Annotated in this window: 20 protein-coding genes and 1 pseudogene; 13 read left to right on the top strand and 8 right to left on the bottom strand. The window is 62.1% G+C overall.

The features are described from left to right. Positions 1 to 10: 10 nt before the first annotated feature. On the bottom strand, positions 11 to 871 hold the full coding sequence (locus ACTJKE_RS29985) for a CoA transferase subunit A (RefSeq protein ID WP_057251709.1): 861 nt from the start codon (positions 869 to 871) through the stop codon (positions 11 to 13). A 177-nt stretch (positions 872 to 1048) separates the two neighbouring features. Here ACTJKE_RS29985 and ACTJKE_RS29980 point away from each other — a divergent pair, with 177 nt between their 5' ends. Both ACTJKE_RS29980 and ACTJKE_RS29975 read left to right on the top strand, forming a co-directional pair. Further along, positions 1049 to 1804 carry an IclR family transcriptional regulator gene (locus tag ACTJKE_RS29980; RefSeq protein WP_057251708.1) on the top strand — a complete coding sequence of 252 codons (756 nt, stop codon included), beginning with the start codon at positions 1049 to 1051 and terminating at the stop codon, positions 1802 to 1804. Between the two features lie 88 nt (positions 1805 to 1892). Next, a complete protein-coding gene (locus ACTJKE_RS29975) occupies positions 1893 to 2555 on the top strand; it encodes a sulfite oxidase-like oxidoreductase (RefSeq protein WP_057251707.1) in 663 nt (220 codons plus the stop codon). 20 nt (positions 2556 to 2575) lie between these two features. Here the strand turns inward: ACTJKE_RS29975 and ACTJKE_RS29970 are convergent, their stop codons facing one another. Next, on the bottom strand, positions 2576 to 2782 hold the full coding sequence (locus tag ACTJKE_RS29970) for a hypothetical protein (protein ID WP_156414669.1): 207 nt from the start codon (positions 2780 to 2782) through the stop codon (positions 2576 to 2578). 523 nt (positions 2783 to 3305) lie between these two features. Here ACTJKE_RS29970 and ACTJKE_RS29965 point away from each other — a divergent pair. After that, complete coding sequence (locus tag ACTJKE_RS29965; RefSeq protein ID WP_113513115.1) at positions 3306 to 4247, top strand: sterol desaturase family protein; 942 nt, start codon at positions 3306 to 3308, stop codon at positions 4245 to 4247. A 49-nt stretch (positions 4248 to 4296) separates the two neighbouring features. Here the strand turns inward: ACTJKE_RS29965 and ACTJKE_RS29960 are convergent, their stop codons facing one another. Continuing rightward, the gene (locus ACTJKE_RS29960; protein WP_058328125.1) at positions 4297 to 5745 is read right to left on the bottom strand and encodes an NCS1 family nucleobase:cation symporter-1; all 1449 of its coding nucleotides are present in this window, start codon (positions 5743 to 5745) and stop codon (positions 4297 to 4299) included. 248 nt (positions 5746 to 5993) lie between these two features. On the opposite strand from ACTJKE_RS29960, the gene vapB reads away from it, so the two are divergent. Continuing rightward, the gene (vapB, locus tag ACTJKE_RS29955; RefSeq protein ID WP_058328126.1) at positions 5994 to 6227 is read left to right on the top strand and encodes a type II toxin-antitoxin system VapB family antitoxin; all 234 of its coding nucleotides are present in this window, start codon (positions 5994 to 5996) and stop codon (positions 6225 to 6227) included. Next, entirely contained in the window at positions 6227 to 6634 is a 408-nt protein-coding gene (gene vapC, locus ACTJKE_RS29950) for a type II toxin-antitoxin system tRNA(fMet)-specific endonuclease VapC (protein ID WP_057251702.1), read from the top strand. Before vapB ends, vapC begins: the two co-directional genes overlap by 1 nt. Before the next feature lie 29 nt (positions 6635 to 6663). Here the strand turns inward: vapC and ACTJKE_RS29945 are convergent, their stop codons facing one another. Beyond that, the gene (locus ACTJKE_RS29945) at positions 6664 to 7551 is read right to left on the bottom strand and encodes a helix-turn-helix domain-containing protein (protein WP_440638773.1); all 888 of its coding nucleotides are present in this window, start codon (positions 7549 to 7551) and stop codon (positions 6664 to 6666) included. Between the two features lie 112 nt (positions 7552 to 7663). On the opposite strand from ACTJKE_RS29945, the gene pobA reads away from it, so the two are divergent. Further along, complete coding sequence (gene pobA / locus ACTJKE_RS29940; protein ID WP_440638771.1) at positions 7664 to 8836, top strand: 4-hydroxybenzoate 3-monooxygenase; 1173 nt, start codon at positions 7664 to 7666, stop codon at positions 8834 to 8836. Between the two features lie 15 nt (positions 8837 to 8851). Here the strand turns inward: pobA and ACTJKE_RS29935 are convergent, their stop codons facing one another. Continuing rightward, positions 8852 to 9373, bottom strand: a complete 522-nt coding sequence (locus ACTJKE_RS29935) for a GNAT family N-acetyltransferase (RefSeq protein ID WP_058328130.1) — start codon at positions 9371 to 9373, stop codon at positions 8852 to 8854. 79 nt (positions 9374 to 9452) lie between these two features. Continuing rightward, positions 9453 to 10379, bottom strand: a complete 927-nt coding sequence (gene pcaQ, locus ACTJKE_RS29930; RefSeq protein WP_113513187.1) for a pca operon transcription factor PcaQ — start codon at positions 10377 to 10379, stop codon at positions 9453 to 9455. Positions 10380 to 10472: 93 nt separating this feature from the next. On the opposite strand from pcaQ, the gene pcaD reads away from it, so the two are divergent. The 5 genes from pcaD to ACTJKE_RS29905 all read left to right on the top strand — a co-directional run bounded on the left by pcaD (position 10473) and on the right by ACTJKE_RS29905 (position 14203). Beyond that, positions 10473 to 11285, top strand: a complete 813-nt coding sequence (gene pcaD, locus ACTJKE_RS29925; RefSeq protein ID WP_440638769.1) for a 3-oxoadipate enol-lactonase — start codon at positions 10473 to 10475, stop codon at positions 11283 to 11285. Continuing rightward, positions 11278 to 11682, top strand: a complete 405-nt coding sequence (gene pcaC / locus ACTJKE_RS29920) for a 4-carboxymuconolactone decarboxylase (RefSeq protein ID WP_058328133.1) — start codon at positions 11278 to 11280, stop codon at positions 11680 to 11682. Before pcaD ends, pcaC begins: the two co-directional genes overlap by 8 nt. A gap of 12 nt (positions 11683 to 11694) precedes the next feature. After that, complete coding sequence (pcaH, locus tag ACTJKE_RS29915; protein ID WP_440638767.1) at positions 11695 to 12444, top strand: protocatechuate 3,4-dioxygenase subunit beta; 750 nt, start codon at positions 11695 to 11697, stop codon at positions 12442 to 12444. Further along, positions 12444 to 13058, top strand: a complete 615-nt coding sequence (pcaG, locus tag ACTJKE_RS29910) for a protocatechuate 3,4-dioxygenase subunit alpha (RefSeq protein WP_058328134.1) — start codon at positions 12444 to 12446, stop codon at positions 13056 to 13058. The genes pcaH and pcaG overlap by 1 nt, the downstream gene beginning before the upstream one ends. 89 nt (positions 13059 to 13147) lie before the next feature. Further along, complete coding sequence (locus ACTJKE_RS29905) at positions 13148 to 14203, top strand: 3-carboxy-cis,cis-muconate cycloisomerase (protein ID WP_058328135.1); 1056 nt, start codon at positions 13148 to 13150, stop codon at positions 14201 to 14203. 10 nt (positions 14204 to 14213) lie between these two features. Here ACTJKE_RS29905 and ACTJKE_RS29900 read toward each other — a convergent pair whose 3' ends face one another. After that, positions 14214 to 14951, bottom strand: a complete 738-nt coding sequence (locus ACTJKE_RS29900; RefSeq protein WP_058328136.1) for a FadR/GntR family transcriptional regulator — start codon at positions 14949 to 14951, stop codon at positions 14214 to 14216. Positions 14952 to 15037: 86 nt separating this feature from the next. Beyond that, positions 15038 to 15832, bottom strand: coding sequence for an NAD-dependent epimerase/dehydratase family protein (locus tag ACTJKE_RS29895; protein ID WP_440638764.1), 795 nt, complete (start codon positions 15830 to 15832; stop codon positions 15038 to 15040). Positions 15833 to 16129: 297 nt separating this feature from the next. Between ACTJKE_RS29895 and kdgD the strand changes: the two genes are divergently transcribed. Together kdgD and ACTJKE_RS29885 are read left to right on the top strand one after the other, a co-directional pair. Beyond that, positions 16130 to 17041: a 5-dehydro-4-deoxyglucarate dehydratase gene (gene kdgD, locus ACTJKE_RS29890; RefSeq protein WP_440693394.1), complete on the top strand. Its 912-nt coding sequence runs from the start codon at positions 16130 to 16132 to the stop codon at positions 17039 to 17041. Positions 17042 to 17059: 18 nt separating this feature from the next. Beyond that, positions 17060 to 17238, top strand: a pseudogene (locus ACTJKE_RS29885) (mandelate racemase/muconate lactonizing enzyme family protein); the annotation flags it as partial.

Here is a 17238-nt window from a genome sequence, read left to right as displayed (position 1 = left end):
TATCCTCCCTTTAGGCCGCTCTTGCCGGCTTGGTGCCGGCATGCTTGGCGAAGTCTTCCGGCTTGGCGTCGAGCACGTTTTCCTTGATCCATGCGGTGAAGCTGTCGCGGTCGCGGGCGATCTCGTCCCAGCCGATGTAGAAGGCGTTGGAACGCGGGTAGTAGCCGTGCGCATAGGATGGGAAGGCGCCGCCCGGGACTTGGGCAACTGATGTAACCGCCCAGCCCGGGAGCACGAGGGAGTTGGGAGATGGCGGGTTGAGTTCGTCGACGATCTCCTCGACCGTGACGATCGAGCGCTTGGCCGCGAGAACGGCTTCCTTCTGCACGCCGACGATGCCTTCGATCAGCACGTTGCCCTTCCTGTCGGCGCGCTGGGCGTGAATGATCGTCACATCAGGGCGGATCGCCGGCACGGCGGCGAGCACCTCGCCGGTGAAGGGGCAGGTGACCGACTTGATGTTGGGGTTCACTTTCGGCAGGTCGGCGCCGATGTAGCCGCGCAGCGTCGCGAAGGGCAGGTTGGCAGCACCCGCCTCATAGGCGTTGGCCATGGCCGCATGGGAATGTTCCTCGATCTCCAGCGGACGCGGCCACTGGTTTTCGACAGCATCACGGAAGCGGTGTAGCGAGCCGACGCCCGGATTGCCGCCCCAGGAGAACTTCATGCCACGCGCAGCACCGACGCCAATCAATTGGTCGTAGAGAATGTCAGGCGTCATGCGCACGAGATAGAGATCCTTGCGGCCCTGGCGGATCACCTCATGGCCCGCGGCATAGGGGATCAGGTGGGTGAAGCCTTCCATGGCGACGGTGTCGCCATCCCTGACATTGTCGCCGACGGCCTCGGCGAGCGAAACGATCTTCGCCATGTTTCCTCTCTTCGCTGCTGTTTGGTGCGCCTGCGGCCTGTCGGGCGGCGGGGCGGCTTGCTCTCTTCCGCATGCCAATAAGCGCCGATCGAACCGAACCGTCAAATATTTTGTGCGATATTTGACTTTTGTTCGTATATCGCACAAAATGCCGGCGGATAGATCGAGGGATGTCAGATGCGAGAGACGGATTTCGTCAGCGGCTTTGCGCGAGGGCTGACGGTGATCGAAGCCTTCGACGAGACCCGTCCGAAGCTGTCGATCGCCGAGGCGTCGAAGATCACGGGCCTTGACCGGGCGACCGTCAGACGGTCGCTTCTGACGCTCTCCGAGCTCGGCTATGCCGACTACGACGGCAAGTTCTTCGCGCTGACGCCAAAGATCCTGAGATTGGGCCATGCCTATCTCTCGGCGACGCCGCTGCCGACAATCATACAGCCCTACCTCGACCAGCTTTCGGATCGCGCCGGGCAGAGCGCGTCGGCCTCAGTGCTTGATGGTACCGAAATCGTCTATATTGCCCGGGCCTCGCAAAAGCGGGTGATGTCGATCAACCTGACGACTGGTTCGCGTCTACCGGCCTATTGCGCGTCGATGGGGCGGGTGTGGCTGGCGGCACTGCCGGAGCACGAGGCGCGCGAGATCCTGGCGCGTTCGAACCTGAAGGCGAACACGCCCCATACGAAAACCGATCCTGACGATTTGATCGCCGAGCTTCGTCGGGTGCGCGATCAGGGCTATGCCCTCATCGATCAGGAACTGGAACTTGGTCTCTGCTCCATCGCCGTTCCGCTCGAGAACGACCGCGGCCGGATCGTTGCGGCGCTGAACATCGGTGCGCCGGCCGCGCATGTGGCCGCAGCGGAGATGGCGGAGCGTTACCTGCCGCTGCTCAAGGAAACGCAAGCCGCGTTGCGCTTGGTCCTAAGATAGCAACTTCGCGCTCCTGCGCTTGACGTTCTGCAGCGGCGCCCTTCTTATTTCCGCTTGGCGAGTGAATTCGGGCCGGGAGTAAAGATTCATGACCGACGACACGCATCCGCCGGAAACCAAACTCACGACGACGAAGCGACGCTGGGCCGCAGACGGCAAGTTCCTGACCGGACGGATCGCCCGGCCGGAAGACGAACGCCTGCCGCCCGGCCAGCACCTGGTCAAGGATTGGCCGGTGCTCGACCTCGGCCAGCAGCCGATCATTCGGACGGAAAGCTGGCGGCTCGATGTTACCGGCCTTGTCGAGCATTCCTTGTCGCTCGGATGGGCGGCCTTCAAGGCGTTGCCACAAAGCGACAGGCTTTCTGACATGCACTGCGTCACCACCTGGTCGCGCTATGACAACCGCTGGCAGGGTGTCGCGACCCGCGACCTGCTGGATCATGTGATGCCGAAGCCCGAGGCCAGCCACGTCATGCTGACGAGCTATGACGGTTACACTGCCAACCTGCCGCTTGAAGACTTCGCCTCCGAGGACGCGATCCTGGCGACGGACTGGGAGGGGCAGCCGATCAGCCGCACCCATGGCGGACCGATGCGGCTCGTTGTTCCGCATCTCTATCTGTGGAAGAGCGCCAAGTGGCTGACGCGGATTGATTTTCGCGCGGGTGATGCCGCTGGGTTCTGGGAGAAGAATGGCTATCACATGCGTGGCGACCCGTGGCGCGAGGAGCGCTATTCGGACGACTGAGAGCCTGGCCCACCCTTACCTCAATGCTTGGGAGCCATGAGCGACTTCAGTCCTGCCAGCTGGTAGCGCCAGACGAGGTCGATCGCCGCCTGAAAGGACGGTCCGTCCTCATATTGGCCGAGCGTGTCGGCAATGGTGTCGATGGTTGGGGTAAGGCGCGCTCCAGCACGAAGGGCATCAGGGGCGACAGCGCTGCCTCGCCCTGTGTTTCGATCATGTATCGCCACGCAAGCCGGGTCATCTCGCGAAGGACGACGAGCCGCTGCTTGATCCAGAACGCCAGCAGGGCGCGCGCGTGCTCCGAACCCCGGGCATCTGCCGTCAGTCGATGAATTGCTTCGGGACGTGTCAGGTTGCATCCTTCGGCTTCCCGCAATGCTCGTGTAATCCGCTCCCCCCAAAGCTCGGCAATAACGCTTTCAAACAAGGACGGTTGTCGATGCGGTTGGTCGTCTTACCAATGTGGATGATGCTTTTCGGCGCGGGTCCGGGTCATGCCGACGACAAAGGGCTGTGGATTGCGGACGATCCGCACCGCACCGCACAGCACCTGTACGATCCCTGTCGTGATGGTCGGCTAAGTGACGGAAAGCCACGCACCTGCGCCGAGGTCAGGCGCATGTACGGCGGCAAGAGGTGGGGCGATCGGTCCGAGCCGGACCTTAGCCTGGATCCATGTTCGGATGGGCGCGTCAGCGATGGCCGCCCGCGCACGTGCCGCGAGTTGCTGGAATAGATGGAGCGTCATTGATGATTTCAGAGCGCAGCCGCGCCCTTTCGAAGGCCAGGTATCTGCTAAAGCGAATACTGCGATATCTGTCCTGGCCTTTGGTGTTCTTCTCCGGACTGTTGGGTTCTTATTTTGCCTTCGCAAGCACCCATCCGATGATCGCCTTCGCGACGGTCTATGCCGCCGCGGTCTTTGTCTTGTTCCTTCTCGAACGCTACATCCCCTACGAGCGACGCTGGTTGTTGTCGGATGGCGAGACGGTAAACGACATCGGGCATACGCTGGCGACAAAGGGGTTGCTGCAAGGGGCAGGCTTGATCGCCGCCGTCTTCCCCATGTACGCCGCCAACATTCTGCAGCCACTTGCCGCGCTGAAGTTTGGCTTGTGGCCCGCGGATTGGCCGATGGTGGTTCAGGTGGCGTTGGCAGTGCTGATTGCCGAACTGGGACTCTACTGGGCGCACCGCATTGCCCATGAAAAACTGTTCTTTTGGCGGTTCCACGCGCTGCACCACAGTGTCGTCCGGCTCTGGGTCATCAATACCGGCCGCTTCCACGTTGCCGATTCGCTCTTCAAGCTCGCGATGAGCCAGATCCCGCTCTATTGCCTCGGTGCGCCGCTCGACGTTTTCTGGTGGCTTGGGGCCGTTACGGCCTTCATGGGCATCCTCACCCATTGCAACGTCGATATGCGCACCGGCATTTTCGATCTCGTCTTCAGCACGCCGCGCCTTCATCGCTGGCATCATTCGAAAGACCTTCGCGAAGGCAACATGAACTACGGCGAGAACGTCGTGATCTGGGATTTGATCTTCAGGACCTACTACAACCCCAACCGTCCATCCTCGATCGATATCGGCATCAAGGGACAGATCGCACCGGGATTTCTAAAGCAACTGGCTCAGCCCTTCACCAAAGAAGGTGTCCGCCAAATTCTCGGTCGCCCAAGCCGAGGCTCGTGATGTCGTGGATGCCGTACCCGATCGTCCGACCGGGTACGGCATTGAACGACTAGGAGGCAAAGGCAGGTTTGCGTGCGCCGATCCTTAAGACGTAGTAGATTGCCCCACCGATCGCGACGCCGAAAAACCAGCCGTAGGTCCCCCACCAGGCCGGCAGGATGTTCGTGAACGTCGGCAGGATCGACGAAAACAGCGCCCCGATCGCAAAGGCGATGAAGGCGCTGCCATGCCATCCGCCCTGGAAGCGGAATTCGCCATTCTCGTGGTAAAGCGCCTCGACGTCGAGCTGGCCTCTGCGGATGAGATAATAATCAACCATCATCACCCCGAAGATCGGCCCCATCGTCGAGCCGATGAAGTTGACGAAATGTGCCGCACCCGTTTCCCACGGCGCGAAGGGATAAAGGATGAGGGCAATCAGGGCGGCGATGTAGCCGCCGCGTTTGAAGTTGATCTGCCGCGGGAAGACATTGGCGAAGTCAAAGGCCGGGGACACGAAGTTTGCCACGACGTTGATGCCGAGGGTCGCGACCGCAAAGGTGAGCGCTGCGAGCAGAGCCAGGAACCAGCTGTCGAACTTCGCCGAAATCTGGTCCGGATGCAGCAGCACTTCGCCATAGACGGCAAAGGCCGCCGTCGTCGTCACGCCGGCGACCAGGCAGAAGGCGAGCAGGTTGATCGGCAGGCCCCAGAGATTGCCCTTGCGCAGCGTCTTTACGTCCGTCGCATAGCGCGAGAAGTCGCAGAAGTTCAGGTAGAGCGCGGCGAAATAGGTGATCCAGGTGGCGGCGACCGCAGCCAGCGCCGGGAAGGTGCCGGGTTCCCAGGGAACGCCCGCGTCTTTTGTCTTCTCGATGAGAACGTCGCGCGGGATTTCAGAGCCGAAGGAGAAGGTTCCCGATTTGACGATGAGATAGACGGCAAGGATCAGCATCATGATCCAGACTGCAGGGCCTGCCCAGTCCTGGAATTTGCGAACGGTCTCCATGCCCCGCTGGATGATGAGCAGCTGCAGCGACCAGACGACGACGTAGCAGATGACCTCAAGCGTCGAATGGCCGAGCATGTGGCTATTCTGGTGGAAGGCCAGCATGCCTTCGTTGCGGATCAGAAGGGCGACGATTGCGCCCGAGGCGGCGGCCGTCTGTGCGCCATACCAGAAGCAGGCGACGACCGCGCGCACGAGGGCAGGGACGTTGGCGCCGAACGTGCCGAAGGAGGCGCGCGCGAGTACGGGGAAGGGCACGCCGGTGCGCACGCCCGCATTGCCGACGAGGCTCATCAGGAAGAAGATCACCAGCGACCCGATCCCGATCGCGATGACGAAGTTCACGAAGCTGCCGCAGAGCAGAAATAGGCTCGCGGCGAGATAATAGCCCCACAGGCTATGCACGTCGGATGTCCACACATTGAAGATGCTGAAAGCGCCCCACCGGCGTTCCTCGGCCGGTGCCAGATCCTCGTTATACAACGAGGGCGACGGATCGCGTACTGCCATGTCTTCCTCCGTATATCCTCCGGGTCCCCCTCGGACCCGAGTATTGATTCTGCTCCTGTTTTGAGTCGTTGCAAAAATCTTTTTGACCTTGGGAAGGCGAGCGGGCCTATGGCGACCAGCGGTGGGCCACGCGGCCCTGCCAACGTCGATGAAGATGCTATCGCTGCGAGTGATTTTGTATATCCCGTTGACATATCCCGCAACCGATACCATCTTGGATATACGTAAAGCATATCCCGGAGATAGAGATGTCGGAGCAAGGCGCTGTTTTCCTCAGCAATCGTAGTCAGGCGATCCGGCTGCCGAAGGCCGTCGCACTTCCAGAGGATGTCAAACGCGTCGATATCGTCGCGGTGGGGCGAACGCGGATCATTGCGCCCGCAGGCGAAGCCTGGGACAGTTGGTTCGATGGCGAGTCCGTAACGACCGATTTCATGACAGAGAGAGAGCAGCCGCCTCCACAGGAGCGCGAGGCTCTCTGATGCTGAAATATATGCTCGACACCAATATCTGTATTTTTACGGTGAAGAACCGGCCACAGCAGGTTCGCGAGGCGTTCAACAGGCACCACGGCCAACTATGCATCAGCTCGATCAGTCTCATGGAGTTGATCTATGGGGCGGAAAGATCCGCCATGCCCGAGCGCAACCTTTCCGTCATAGAAGGCTTTTCTGCGCGTCTTGAGGTTCTCAACTACGACCAGGCAGCAGCGACCCATACAGGCCAGTTGCGCGCCGAACTCGCGCGCAGTGGGACACCCATAGGCCCTTACGATCAATTGATTGCCGGTCACGCGCGATCGCAGGGCCTGATACTGGTGACAAACAACAGGAGGGAATTCGATCGTGTGCCCGGTCTGCGGGTCGAGGATTGGACGACCGCTCCTTAATCCCAGCGTCTATTGCGTCGCCGTAGCTCCTATGCGCCGAGCCTTTCCCGCTCAGCCATGCGCCAGGCGCGCGGTGTCATGCCCGTCTGGCGCAGGAAGAAGCGGGAGAAGTAGGCGGGATCGGCAAAGCCGAGGCGGAAGCTGATTTCCTGCACGCTGGCCCTGGTGAAAACGAGTTCGCGCCTCGCTTCGCCGATAAGCTTTCGCGAGATCATCTCGTGGGCGCTGAGCCCCATGATAACACGCGTTATCCGGTTCAGATGCGTCAGCGACAGGCCGAGTTCGCGGGCATAGGCGGCGGCCGGCCAATGCGAGCGGTGGTGCTGCTGCAAAAGAGCCTGGAAGCGCTGGACCCGCTGTTCGTTTTCGCTATCGGCTGTATCGTCTCGGCTGTCGCTTGCCTCGTCGAGACGTGCCGCCAGCGTCAGCACGGAGGTAAGGTAGGCATCCAACAGGTCGGTGCGATTGCTGCGGTTGGTTTCCCATTCCCTGGCCAGACGCGTGAGGGTTGCTGCGACATAGGCCGCATCCTCGCGGCCATCGAGCCGGGTCAGATGAGGGGTCGCAAGAAAGGAGCCGAGACGACTGCGTTCCCCGGGGGTTGTCTTCAGATGCGACGCTAGGATGGTGAAGACGAAGCCGTCGATGTCGCGCGAGAAGCGGAAGCCGTGGCTGAGGCCTGGCGGAACGGTGATAACCATAGGCGGCTCGATCGTGTGCACCGCGTAGCCAAAGACCGCGTCGCCGGAGCCGCCGGCAATGTACAAGATCTGAAAGAAGCTTTCGTGGCGGTGCAGCCCGATCTCCCAGTGGTAGAGGCTGCTTCGTGACGGAATAGTCTCGCAATGCAGCCAGAAATCCGGCCGTTCGCCGGTCCGTTCGCCGTAAAGCTCATAGGTCGGAACCGTCTTCTTCATATCACGTTCCCTGAAGTCATGTTCGATTTGTGCAATTTCATGGCGGATTTGTCCATTGAGAGCGAAGCCCGCTCGGCGCAGATTTTGTCAAAAGACAATTCTGGAGGAGAGCATGCGCACCAAGGTCGTCATCATCGGGTCAGGCCCATCAGGGCTCTTGCTTGGGCAATTGCTGACGGAAGCCAGCATCGACAACGTCATTCTCGACCGCGTCAGCCAGGATTACATCCTTGGCCGCGTGCGCGCCGGCGTGCTCGAGGAAGGCACGGTCGGATTGATGGATCGCGCCAGGGCCGGCGAGCGGATGCACAAGGAGGGGCTGCCGCATGACGGTTTCTCGCTTGCCTTCGACGGCCGCGACCACCGCATCGATCTGTTGCATCTGACCGGCGGCAAGCGCGTCATGGTCTATGGCCAAACGGAACTGACGCGCGATCTGATGGAGCATCGCGAGCACTCCGGCGCGACGACGATCTATGAAGCTCCCAATGTCGAACCGCATGATTTCGACAGCCATCAACCCTACGTCACCTTTGAGAAGGATGGTGCGACCCGGCGTATCGATTGCGACTTCATCGCGGGCTGCGACGGCTTTCACGGTGTCAGCCGCAAGTCAGTTCCCGAAAAGGCCCTGCACACCTTCGAAAAGGTCTATCCTTTCGGCTGGCTCGGCATCCTCGCCGACGTGCCGCCGGTCGATCACGAACTCATCTACGCCAACCATCCGCGTGGTTTCGCACTGTGCTCGATGCGCTCTCAGACGCGCAGCCGCTACTACATTCAATGCTCGCTGAACGAAAAGATCGAGGACTGGTCCGACGAGCGCTTCTGGGACGAGTTGCGACGGCGGCTGCCGCAGCATCATGCCGAGGCGATGGTGACCGGACCGTCCTTCGAGAAGTCGATCGCGCCGCTCCGATCCTTCGTCGCCGAGCCGATGCGCTTCGGCCGGCTTTTCCTCGTCGGCGATGCCGCCCATATCGTGCCGCCAACCGGCGCGAAAGGGCTCAATCTCGCGGCCAGCGACGTGCACTATCTTTTCGAAGGGATGCTTGAACACTATCAGGACCGCTCGAATGCGGGGATCGATGCCTATTCGGCACGGGCGCTCGCGCGTGTCTGGAAGGCGGTGCGTTTCTCCTGGTGGATGACGACGATGCTGCATCGTTTTCCGGATACCGGCGATTTCGACCAGCGCATCCAGGAGGCCGAACTCGACTACCTGACCCATTCGGTCGCCGCCGAGACGGCGCTGGCGGAGAACTATGTCGGGCTGCCGTTCTGACGCTTCGCCGCGCGGTCAGTTCCATTCATTCCGGAGCAGGCCGTAGATCGCCGTGTCCCACCTGACGTCACCGACCTTGGCCGACGACCGGCGCACACCTTCCTCGCGAAAGCCGAGGCTGCGGTAGGTGCGGATCGCCGCCTCGTTGAAGGTGTAGACGTTCAGCTCCAGCCGCTCGAAGGCGGGATGGGCGAAGAAGCGGCTGGTCACCTCACGGAGAAACGGCCGGGCGAGGCCGCGGCCCCGCATGCGCGGATTAATGGCAACCCGGCTGAGGCGGCCGACGCCGTTTTGCCAATCGAGTGCCACCTGCGCATGACCGGCGAGCTTTTCGTCGGCCAGGCCGGCGAACATCCATCGCGTGGGCTCGACGGTCGTTGTCTCTGCGAGCATTGCCTCGAGCTGCGCGGCCTCCAGTGGAAACGAGAGGCCGGGGCCGCCCCATTGCACCAGCGCTTCGAGGTTCGAAAACCAGTCGAGCATTTCGGGAACGTGCTTTTGGGAAAAGGCTTCAACGGGGAGGGGAGCAGTCGGCATGGGATCACCAGTCTGTCGGAACCCGCAATCTCGGTCGCTGGCCGGGGCTTGTAAAGCCGTGAATTCCCGGCATGCCTCCTTACAGTTTGGTGGCGACGATGGTCGCTGCCTCGCGAATGGTCTGCATCAGGATCGAGAGAGCCGCTGACGGTGCCGCATCGGCGCGCATGGTGAGGCCGACGGGGCCCTTCGTCTCGCTGGTGTCGATCGGCAGGATTGCGATCGTTCCATCGTCGACGTCGCTGGCGACGACGCCGGCGGAGATGATCCAGATCGCGTCGCTCGCCCGGACGAAGGCACGGCCGAAGGCATCGGACACGGTCTCGATCTGGTTCGGCAGGCTGGCGATGCCGTTGGTGATCAGGAAACGCTCGACGAAGGGGCGGATGATCGAGGCACGCGTAGGCATCAGTACAGGAAAATCTGCGAGCCGCGCAAACGTGGAATGCGAGCCCGCAAGCAGCGGATGGCCGGCCCGGACGGCAAAGACAACCTGTTCGGAATAGAGGTGCTCGAAGGAGAAGCCAGCCATCTTCTCCGGTGCCGCAAGCCGCCCGACGACTAGATCGAGATCGCCGACGCGCAGCTGTTCGAGGAGAACTGCGTTTTCGCCGGTGATGATCTTGATGCGCGCGCCGGTATCCTCCTGGAGGAAAAGCGTCATGGCGTGCGGCATGATCCGGGTCGAGACTGTCGGCAGCGCTCCGACCCGCACCGGTACACCGTCGCCGGCGCGTTCCTGCGACACGGAATCGAGCCCTTGCCGCAGCGCCGTCAGCGCTGCGCCAGCGTGGCGCAGGAAGACCTCGCCGTAACGTGTTATCTTGATGCCGCGCCCGTCGCGCTCGAAAACCGCGACGCCAAGAACCTCTTCCAGCTCGCGGATCGTCTTGGTCACGGCCGGCTGGCTGACATGCAGCAGCTCCGCCGCCTTCATCACGCTCTTCTGCCGGGAGACCTCGACAAAAGTCTGCAGATGGCGAAACTTAACCCGGGTGTCGATCATGGAATTCATAACCCTCAAGTTAATGAAATGCCATGAAATATCATTTTACCTAACCAGATTAAATATCCAATTTGGTGTCGGAGGAGAGAGCCCGTGCAGTTTGCCCGCATCAACGACATCACGATCCACTATCAGGTGATCGGCGCGACCGGCGACCGACCGGTGCTGGTTTTTGCCAATTCGCTCGGCACGGATTTTCGCATCTGGCGCGACGTCGTGGTCCGGCTCGCCGGCGACTATGCCATCGTCCTCTATGACAAGCGCGGCCATGGCCTCTCCGATATCGGGCCGATCCCTTACGCGATCGAGGATCACGCCAACGACCTGGCCGGTCTGCTCGACATGCTCTCCGTCAAGCAGGCGATCATCTGCGGCCTGTCGGTCGGAGGGTTGATCGCACAGTCGCTCTACCAGCGGCGGCCCGATCTCGTTCGTGCGCTGGTTCTTTGCGACACGGCGCACAAGATCGGCACCGCCGAGATGTGGGCGGCACGCATCGCTGCCATCGAGGAACTTGGTATCGAGGGGATCGCCGACGGCGTGCTTGAGCGCTGGTTCACGCCAGCCTTCCGCCGGCCGGAAAACACCGCCTATGCCGGCTATCGCAACATGCTGGTGCGCCAGCCGGTGACCGGCTATGTCGCCACCTGCGCCGCCATCCGCGATGCCGACTATACCGAGGCGGCCGCCCGCATTGTGGTGCCCACACTCTGCGTGGTCGGCGACCAGGACGGTTCGACGCCGCCCGATGTCGTGTTGTCGACCGCCCGCCTCATTCCCGGCGCGCGCTACGAAGTTATCCGCGACGCCGGCCACATCCCCTGCGTCGAAAACCCGGAGGCTTTGACCGCGGTGCTTCGCGCCTTCTTCGAAATCGCAATGCATGGAGACAAGCCGCATGAGTGACGCCTTCACGCCCTCGGACCGTTATCGCCAGGGCATGGCCACGCGCCGGGCCGTTCTGGGCGACAATCATGTGGACCGGACCCAGTCGGCTTCCACCGATTTCGATCGCCCGTTTCAGGAACTGATCACTGAGGCCGCTTGGGGCCACGTCTGGTCGCGACCGACCTGGACGAAGCGGGAGCGTTCGATTGTGACGATCGCGCTGCTCGCAGCCCTTGGTCAGGATGACGAGGTGGCCATGCATGTGCGCGCGACCGTCAACACGGGCGCCAGCCGCGACGATATCTGCGAGGCGCTGCTGCATGTGGCGATCTATGCCGGCGTGCCGGCGGCCAATCATGCGATCAAGATCGCCAAGCAGGTCTTTGCCGAGATCGATGCCGGCAAGGCTGCCTGACGGGGGAAGATGATGACCGACAGATCGAACGGAAAGCCGGAGACGGGTGCCTTTTTCCCCCGCGACCGGCAATGGCATGCGCCGGCGTTGACGCCGGGCTACAAGACCTCGGTGCTGCGCTCACCACAGAAGGCATTGTTGTCGCTCGACGGCACGATCTCGGAAATCACCGGCCCTGTCTTTGGCCATTCTGTCATCGGTGACCTCGACAACGACCTGATCCACAATTTCGCGCGGGCAGGCGAAAGCGCCATTGGCGAGCGCATCATCGTGCATGGGCGGGTGCTCGACGAGCGCGGCCGCGCCGTGCCGGGCGCGCTGCTCGAATTCTGGCAGGCCAATGCCGGCGGCCGCTACCGCCATAAGAAGGAAAGCTACCTCGCGCCGCTCGACCCGAATTTCGGCGGTTGCGGCCGCACGATCACTGACGACGAGGGGTTCTATGCTTTCCGCACGATCAAGCCCGGCCCCTATCCCTGGCCGAACGGCGTCAACGACTGGCGGCCAGCCCACATCCATTTCTCGGTCTTCGGCCACGGATTTGCACAGCGCCTGATCACCCAGATGTATTTCGAGGGTGATCCGATGATCTGGAAGTGTCCGATCGTCAACACGATCCCGGATCGCCAGGCGATCGAGCAACTGATCGCGCCGCTCGACTGGGCAAACACGATCCCATTTGATGCGCGCGCCTACAAATTCGACATCGTACTGCGCGGTCGCCGCTCGACCCTTTTCGAGAACCGGCTGGAGGGCAACTGATGGTGCAGCAGCTGAACTATCTCAAGGAAACGCCGTCGCAGACGGCCGGGCCTTACGTGCACATCGGACTAACGCCAAACTTCTGTGGGATCGGCGGCGTTTATCAAGCCGACCTCGGATCGTGCATGGTGAATGAGCAGACGAAAGGGCAGCGCATTACCATTACTGGCCGCGTGATCGACGGCGCCGGCATGCCGCTCAGGGACGCGCTCGTTGAGATCTGGCAGGCGGATGCTGCCGGCCTCTATAATTCGCCGACCGAAATTCGTGGCTCCGCCGACCCGAACTTCTCCGGTTGGGGGCGTTGTGCGACCGGTGCCGAGGATGGTGTCTTCACGTTCGAAACGGTGAAGCCCGGGGTCGTGCCTTACAGCCGTGACCGGAAGATGGCGCCGCATATCAGCTTCTGGATCGTGGCGCGTGGCATCAATGTCGGCCTGCAGACGCGCATGTACTTTCCGGACGAGGCGGAAGCCAACGCCGCCGATCCGCTGCTTGCGCGGATTGAACATCGTCATCGCGTCGCGACGCTTGTCGCGACGGGAGCGGCGCCTAATTATGTTTTTGACATTCACCTGCAGGGTGAGAAGGAAACGGTCTTCCTCGACATCTGAACAGGAATGTCACGCCTGGACATGGGGCGGTGATTGATACCGCCATGCAGCAGGTGGCATTTCGTTCGGCAAGCAGAAACGGGGAACCCATGACCTATTCCGCCTTCGACCATCCTTATCTCTCCGGGCTTCTGGGTGATGAGGCGGTAGCCGCCGAGTTTTCGGCCTCCGCCGACATCCATGCGATGCTCGCATTCGAGGCGGCGCTTGCGCGGGCGGAAGCCGTGCACGGTATCATCCCAGCGAGCGCTGCGGATCGGATCACCGAGGCCTGTCGCGCCTTTTCGCCCGATGTCATCGCACTGAAGCGCGTCATGGCGGTGGATGGCGTGGTCGTGCCGGAACTCGTCCGGCAATTGCGCGCCGCCGTCGGGGGCGAGGCGGCGGAATACGTGCATTTCGGCGCCACCAGCCAGGATGTGATCGACACCAGCCTGATGTTGCGGATGAAGGCGGTCGCCGAGCTTTTCGCCGTGCGCCTCGGCAATGTCGTCTCGGTGCTCGAAGAATGCGACAGCGAATGGGGGGATCGCGCGCTGATGGGGCGTACCCGCATGCAGGCGGCAATCCCGATCACCGTCTCCGACCGGTTGCGCAGCTGGATCGAGCCGCTGCTCGATCATATCGATCGGCTCGAGGCGATGGACCGTGATCTGTTCGCCGTGCAGTTCGGCGGCGCCGCGGGGACGCTCGATAAACTTGACGATCGAGCCGACGAAGTGCGCGCCACGCTCGCCGAAGAGCTCGGCCTTGCCGATTTTCCGCAATGGCACAGCCAGCGCTCGGAGGTCGCGGATTTTGCCAGCGCGCTGTCGCTGGTGACCGGCAGCCTCGGCAAATTCGGTCAGGATGTCGCGCTGATGGCGCAGCAAGGCGATGAGATCGAGCTTGCCGGCGGCGGTGGTTCCTCGGCGATGGCGCACAAGCAGAACCCCGTAGCGGCGGAGGTTCTGGTGTCCTTGGCGCGGTTCAACGCGACCCAGCTCTCCGGCATGCACCACGCGCTGGTACACGAGCAGGAGCGCTCCGGTGCCGCCTGGACGCTCGAATGGCTGATCATGCCGCAGATGGCCGGCGCGACGGCGGCCGCACTTCGCCTGGCGGCCGAGCTTGCGAGCAACATACGCCGGCTTGGCCGCGCCTGAGTGGGATGCTCTAGCGGGCCGCGCGCAACATCGAACGATAGCGCACCTGGCTGTTCTTGAGGTGCTGGCGCATGGCGCTGCGCGCCTGTTCCTCGTCGCCATCCTGGATCGCGATGAGAATGGCCTCGTGTTCCGAGATCAATCGCGACAGTTCCGCCGCCGCCAGAACGGTTTCCTCGCCGCTTTCGGAAACCGCGCGTCGGGGAATGAGCGCCGTGCCCAGCATCTGCAGGAACTCGCTGAAGCGCGGATTGTTGGTCGCCTGGGAAATCGCCAGGTGAAAGTTGAAATCGGCTTCCGCAGTAGGGCGACCCTCAGCAGCACTCGCGCAGAAGCTGTCGAAGGCTTCGACGATTTTTTCTTCCTGGGCCGGCGAGCGGCGCAGGGCGGCAAGGGCGGCGGCATCACCTTCGACGGCGGTCCTGAGTTCCAGCATTTCGATCAGCGAAGAGACGCGCGCGAGATCCACGCCATGGAAAGGCAGCGGAGCCACTGGCGTGGGTTCCAGCACGAAAACGCCGATACCGTGTCTCGCTTCGACCAGCCCGCCGGAGCGTAGCGCCGCGATCGCTTCGCGCACGACCGTGCGGCTGACGCCGAACTCCTGGGTAAGCTGCGCCTCCGATGGCAGGCGATCGCCCGGCTTATAGTGTCCGCCAGCGATCTGTCCGCCAAGTGCGTCGGTCACCCGGGCCACCAGCGTCTTGCCTTGCGGGGTTGTGTTGTCGGGGGCGGTGACGTTGCTCATGGGTATGGCCGTTTCTGGGACTTGGTGTGAGTTTCTGGATACGCCATTGCCGATCAAGGGCGCAATCCATTGGCAAGGCGTAGAACCTACTCCTCAAAGATCGGATCATCGACGAATGCGCCGCCCTGATACCGCACGAGCGAGTCGCTCGGGTCCGGCTTCGGGCTGCTTGCGGCAATCTTGTCGCGGAAGACTTCGGCATTGTCCTTCGGTCGCCAGCCGAGCCATCCAATGTGCGAATTGTCCCACCAGCCGGCGTCGTTGGCAGACGCGCCCCAGACGACCGGGCAGCCGAGAACCGGGACGCGGAATACGGCTTCGATCAGGGATGCGAAGTCGTCATGCGAAAGCCAGGTGGACAGCATGCGGTAGTTGATGGGCTCCGGCAGGCACGAGCCTATGCGCACCAGCGCCGTCTCCTGGCCGACCTTCTCGAAGTACATGCGGGCAAGTGCTTCGCCGAAGCACTTCGACACACCGTAGAGCCCGTCCGGCCGGTAGGGGGCATTCGGGCCGAGCCGCTCGTTTTGCGGATAGTAGCCGATCGTGTGGTTGGTGCTGGCGAACAGGATGCGCGGCTTGTCGTTGGCGCGCGCAGCTTCGTAGAGGTTGTAGAGGCCGAGAATGTTGCCGTCGAGGATTTCGGAAAAGGGCCGTTCGACGGATATGCCTCCCAGATGCAGGATTGCATCGCAGCCGGCAACAAGGTCATGGACAGCGCCGGCATCGGCGAGGTCGCACTGAACGCATTCTTCGTTCTCACCGGGTGGGTCGAGCTGCGAACGGTCGGAAAGTCGGATCACCTTTGCCATCGGGGCGAGCTTTTTGCGCATGACGCGGCCCAATTGGCCTGCTGCGCCGGTGATCAGAAGTCGTTCCATCGCCCATCTCCTTCATGTCGGCGGGTAGGGTCCCGTCGACCATCAGTCAGTCACATCATACAATATCGGCTAACATATAATATATGTTATCTGCAACATGAATGGAGAGCCTGGCGCGTTTGAATACCTAGCTCGCTGGGGTTTTGTGCTGCGTGGCAGATGAAACGAGATTCGGCGCCGAAGGCGTGGGTCATTGAATTTCGAAGGTCATATGATAACTTGTATTATGACATATTGACATGTGTGTGATCACTTGCTTAGTAGGGCGCGTCGAGTATTAGGGAGGAGCCGCGCGAAATGACCCCAGAACAGATCAAGGCCGCGCTTGGATCGGGCCTCCTTTCCTTCCCGGTCACGCACTTCGACAAAGACGGTCGCTTTGCGCCGGAGAGCTACAAGGCACATGTCGAGTGGCTGGCCGGCTACAAGGCGCCGGTGCTGTTTGCGGCCGGCGGAACTGGCGAGTTCTTCTCGCTGAAGCCCGATGAAATCCCCGGCATCGTCGCCGCCGCCAAGGAGGTTGCCGGCGATACGGCGATCGTATCCGGCTGCGGCTACGGCACCGAGGTTGCGGTCGATATTGCCCGCTCGGTCGAGCGGGTGGGTGCGGACGGTATTCTGCTTCTGCCGCACTACCTGATCGATGCGCCGCAGGAAGGGCTCTACGCCCATGTGAAGACGATCTGCCAGTCGGTCGGCATCGGTGTCATGGTCTATAACCGCGACAACTCCGTGCTGCAGCCCGACACGCTGGCGCGGCTCTGTGACGAATGCCCGAACCTGATCGGCTTCAAGGATGGCACCGGTGATATCGGCCTCGTGCGCCAGGTCACCGCCAAGATGGGCGACCGGCTGATGTATCTCGGCGGCATGCCGACCGCCGAGCTTTTTGCCGAAGCCTATCTCGGTGCTGGCTTCACCACCTATTCGTCCGCCGTCTTCAACTTCGTTCCGGGTCTTGCCAACGAGTTCTATGCGGCGCTGCGCAGCGGCGACCGCGCCACCTGCGAGCGCATCCTCAACGATTTCTTCTATCCGTTCATGGCCATCCGTAACCGCGGCAAGGGCTATGCCGTTTCGGCGGTCAAGGCGGGCGTGCGCCTGCAGGGGTTCGATGCGGGTCCGGTGCGCAGCCCGCTCAAGGACCTGACGGGGGCCGAAGTCGAGATGCTCGACGCCCTCATCGGCAGTCACAAGCGCAAAGCGTGACGGGCAGGGAGGAGTGGCATGAAGATCACCGCCGTCCGCACGCATCTCCTCGAGCATCGGCTGGCGGTGCCGTTCGAAAGCGCGTCGATGCGCTTTGATCGGCGCGCGCATGTGCTAGTCGAGATCGAATGCGATGACGGGACCGTCGGCTGGGGCGAATGCCTTGGGCCGGCGAGACCCAATGCGGCCGTGGTCGC

This window comes from Ensifer sp. 22521 (genome assembly GCF_052044795.1).
Taxonomy (GTDB): Bacteria; Pseudomonadota; Alphaproteobacteria; order Rhizobiales; family Rhizobiaceae; genus Ensifer.
The sequence above is the reverse complement of the archived record's forward strand: the minus strand, read 5'-3'. Positions and strand labels throughout refer to the sequence as shown.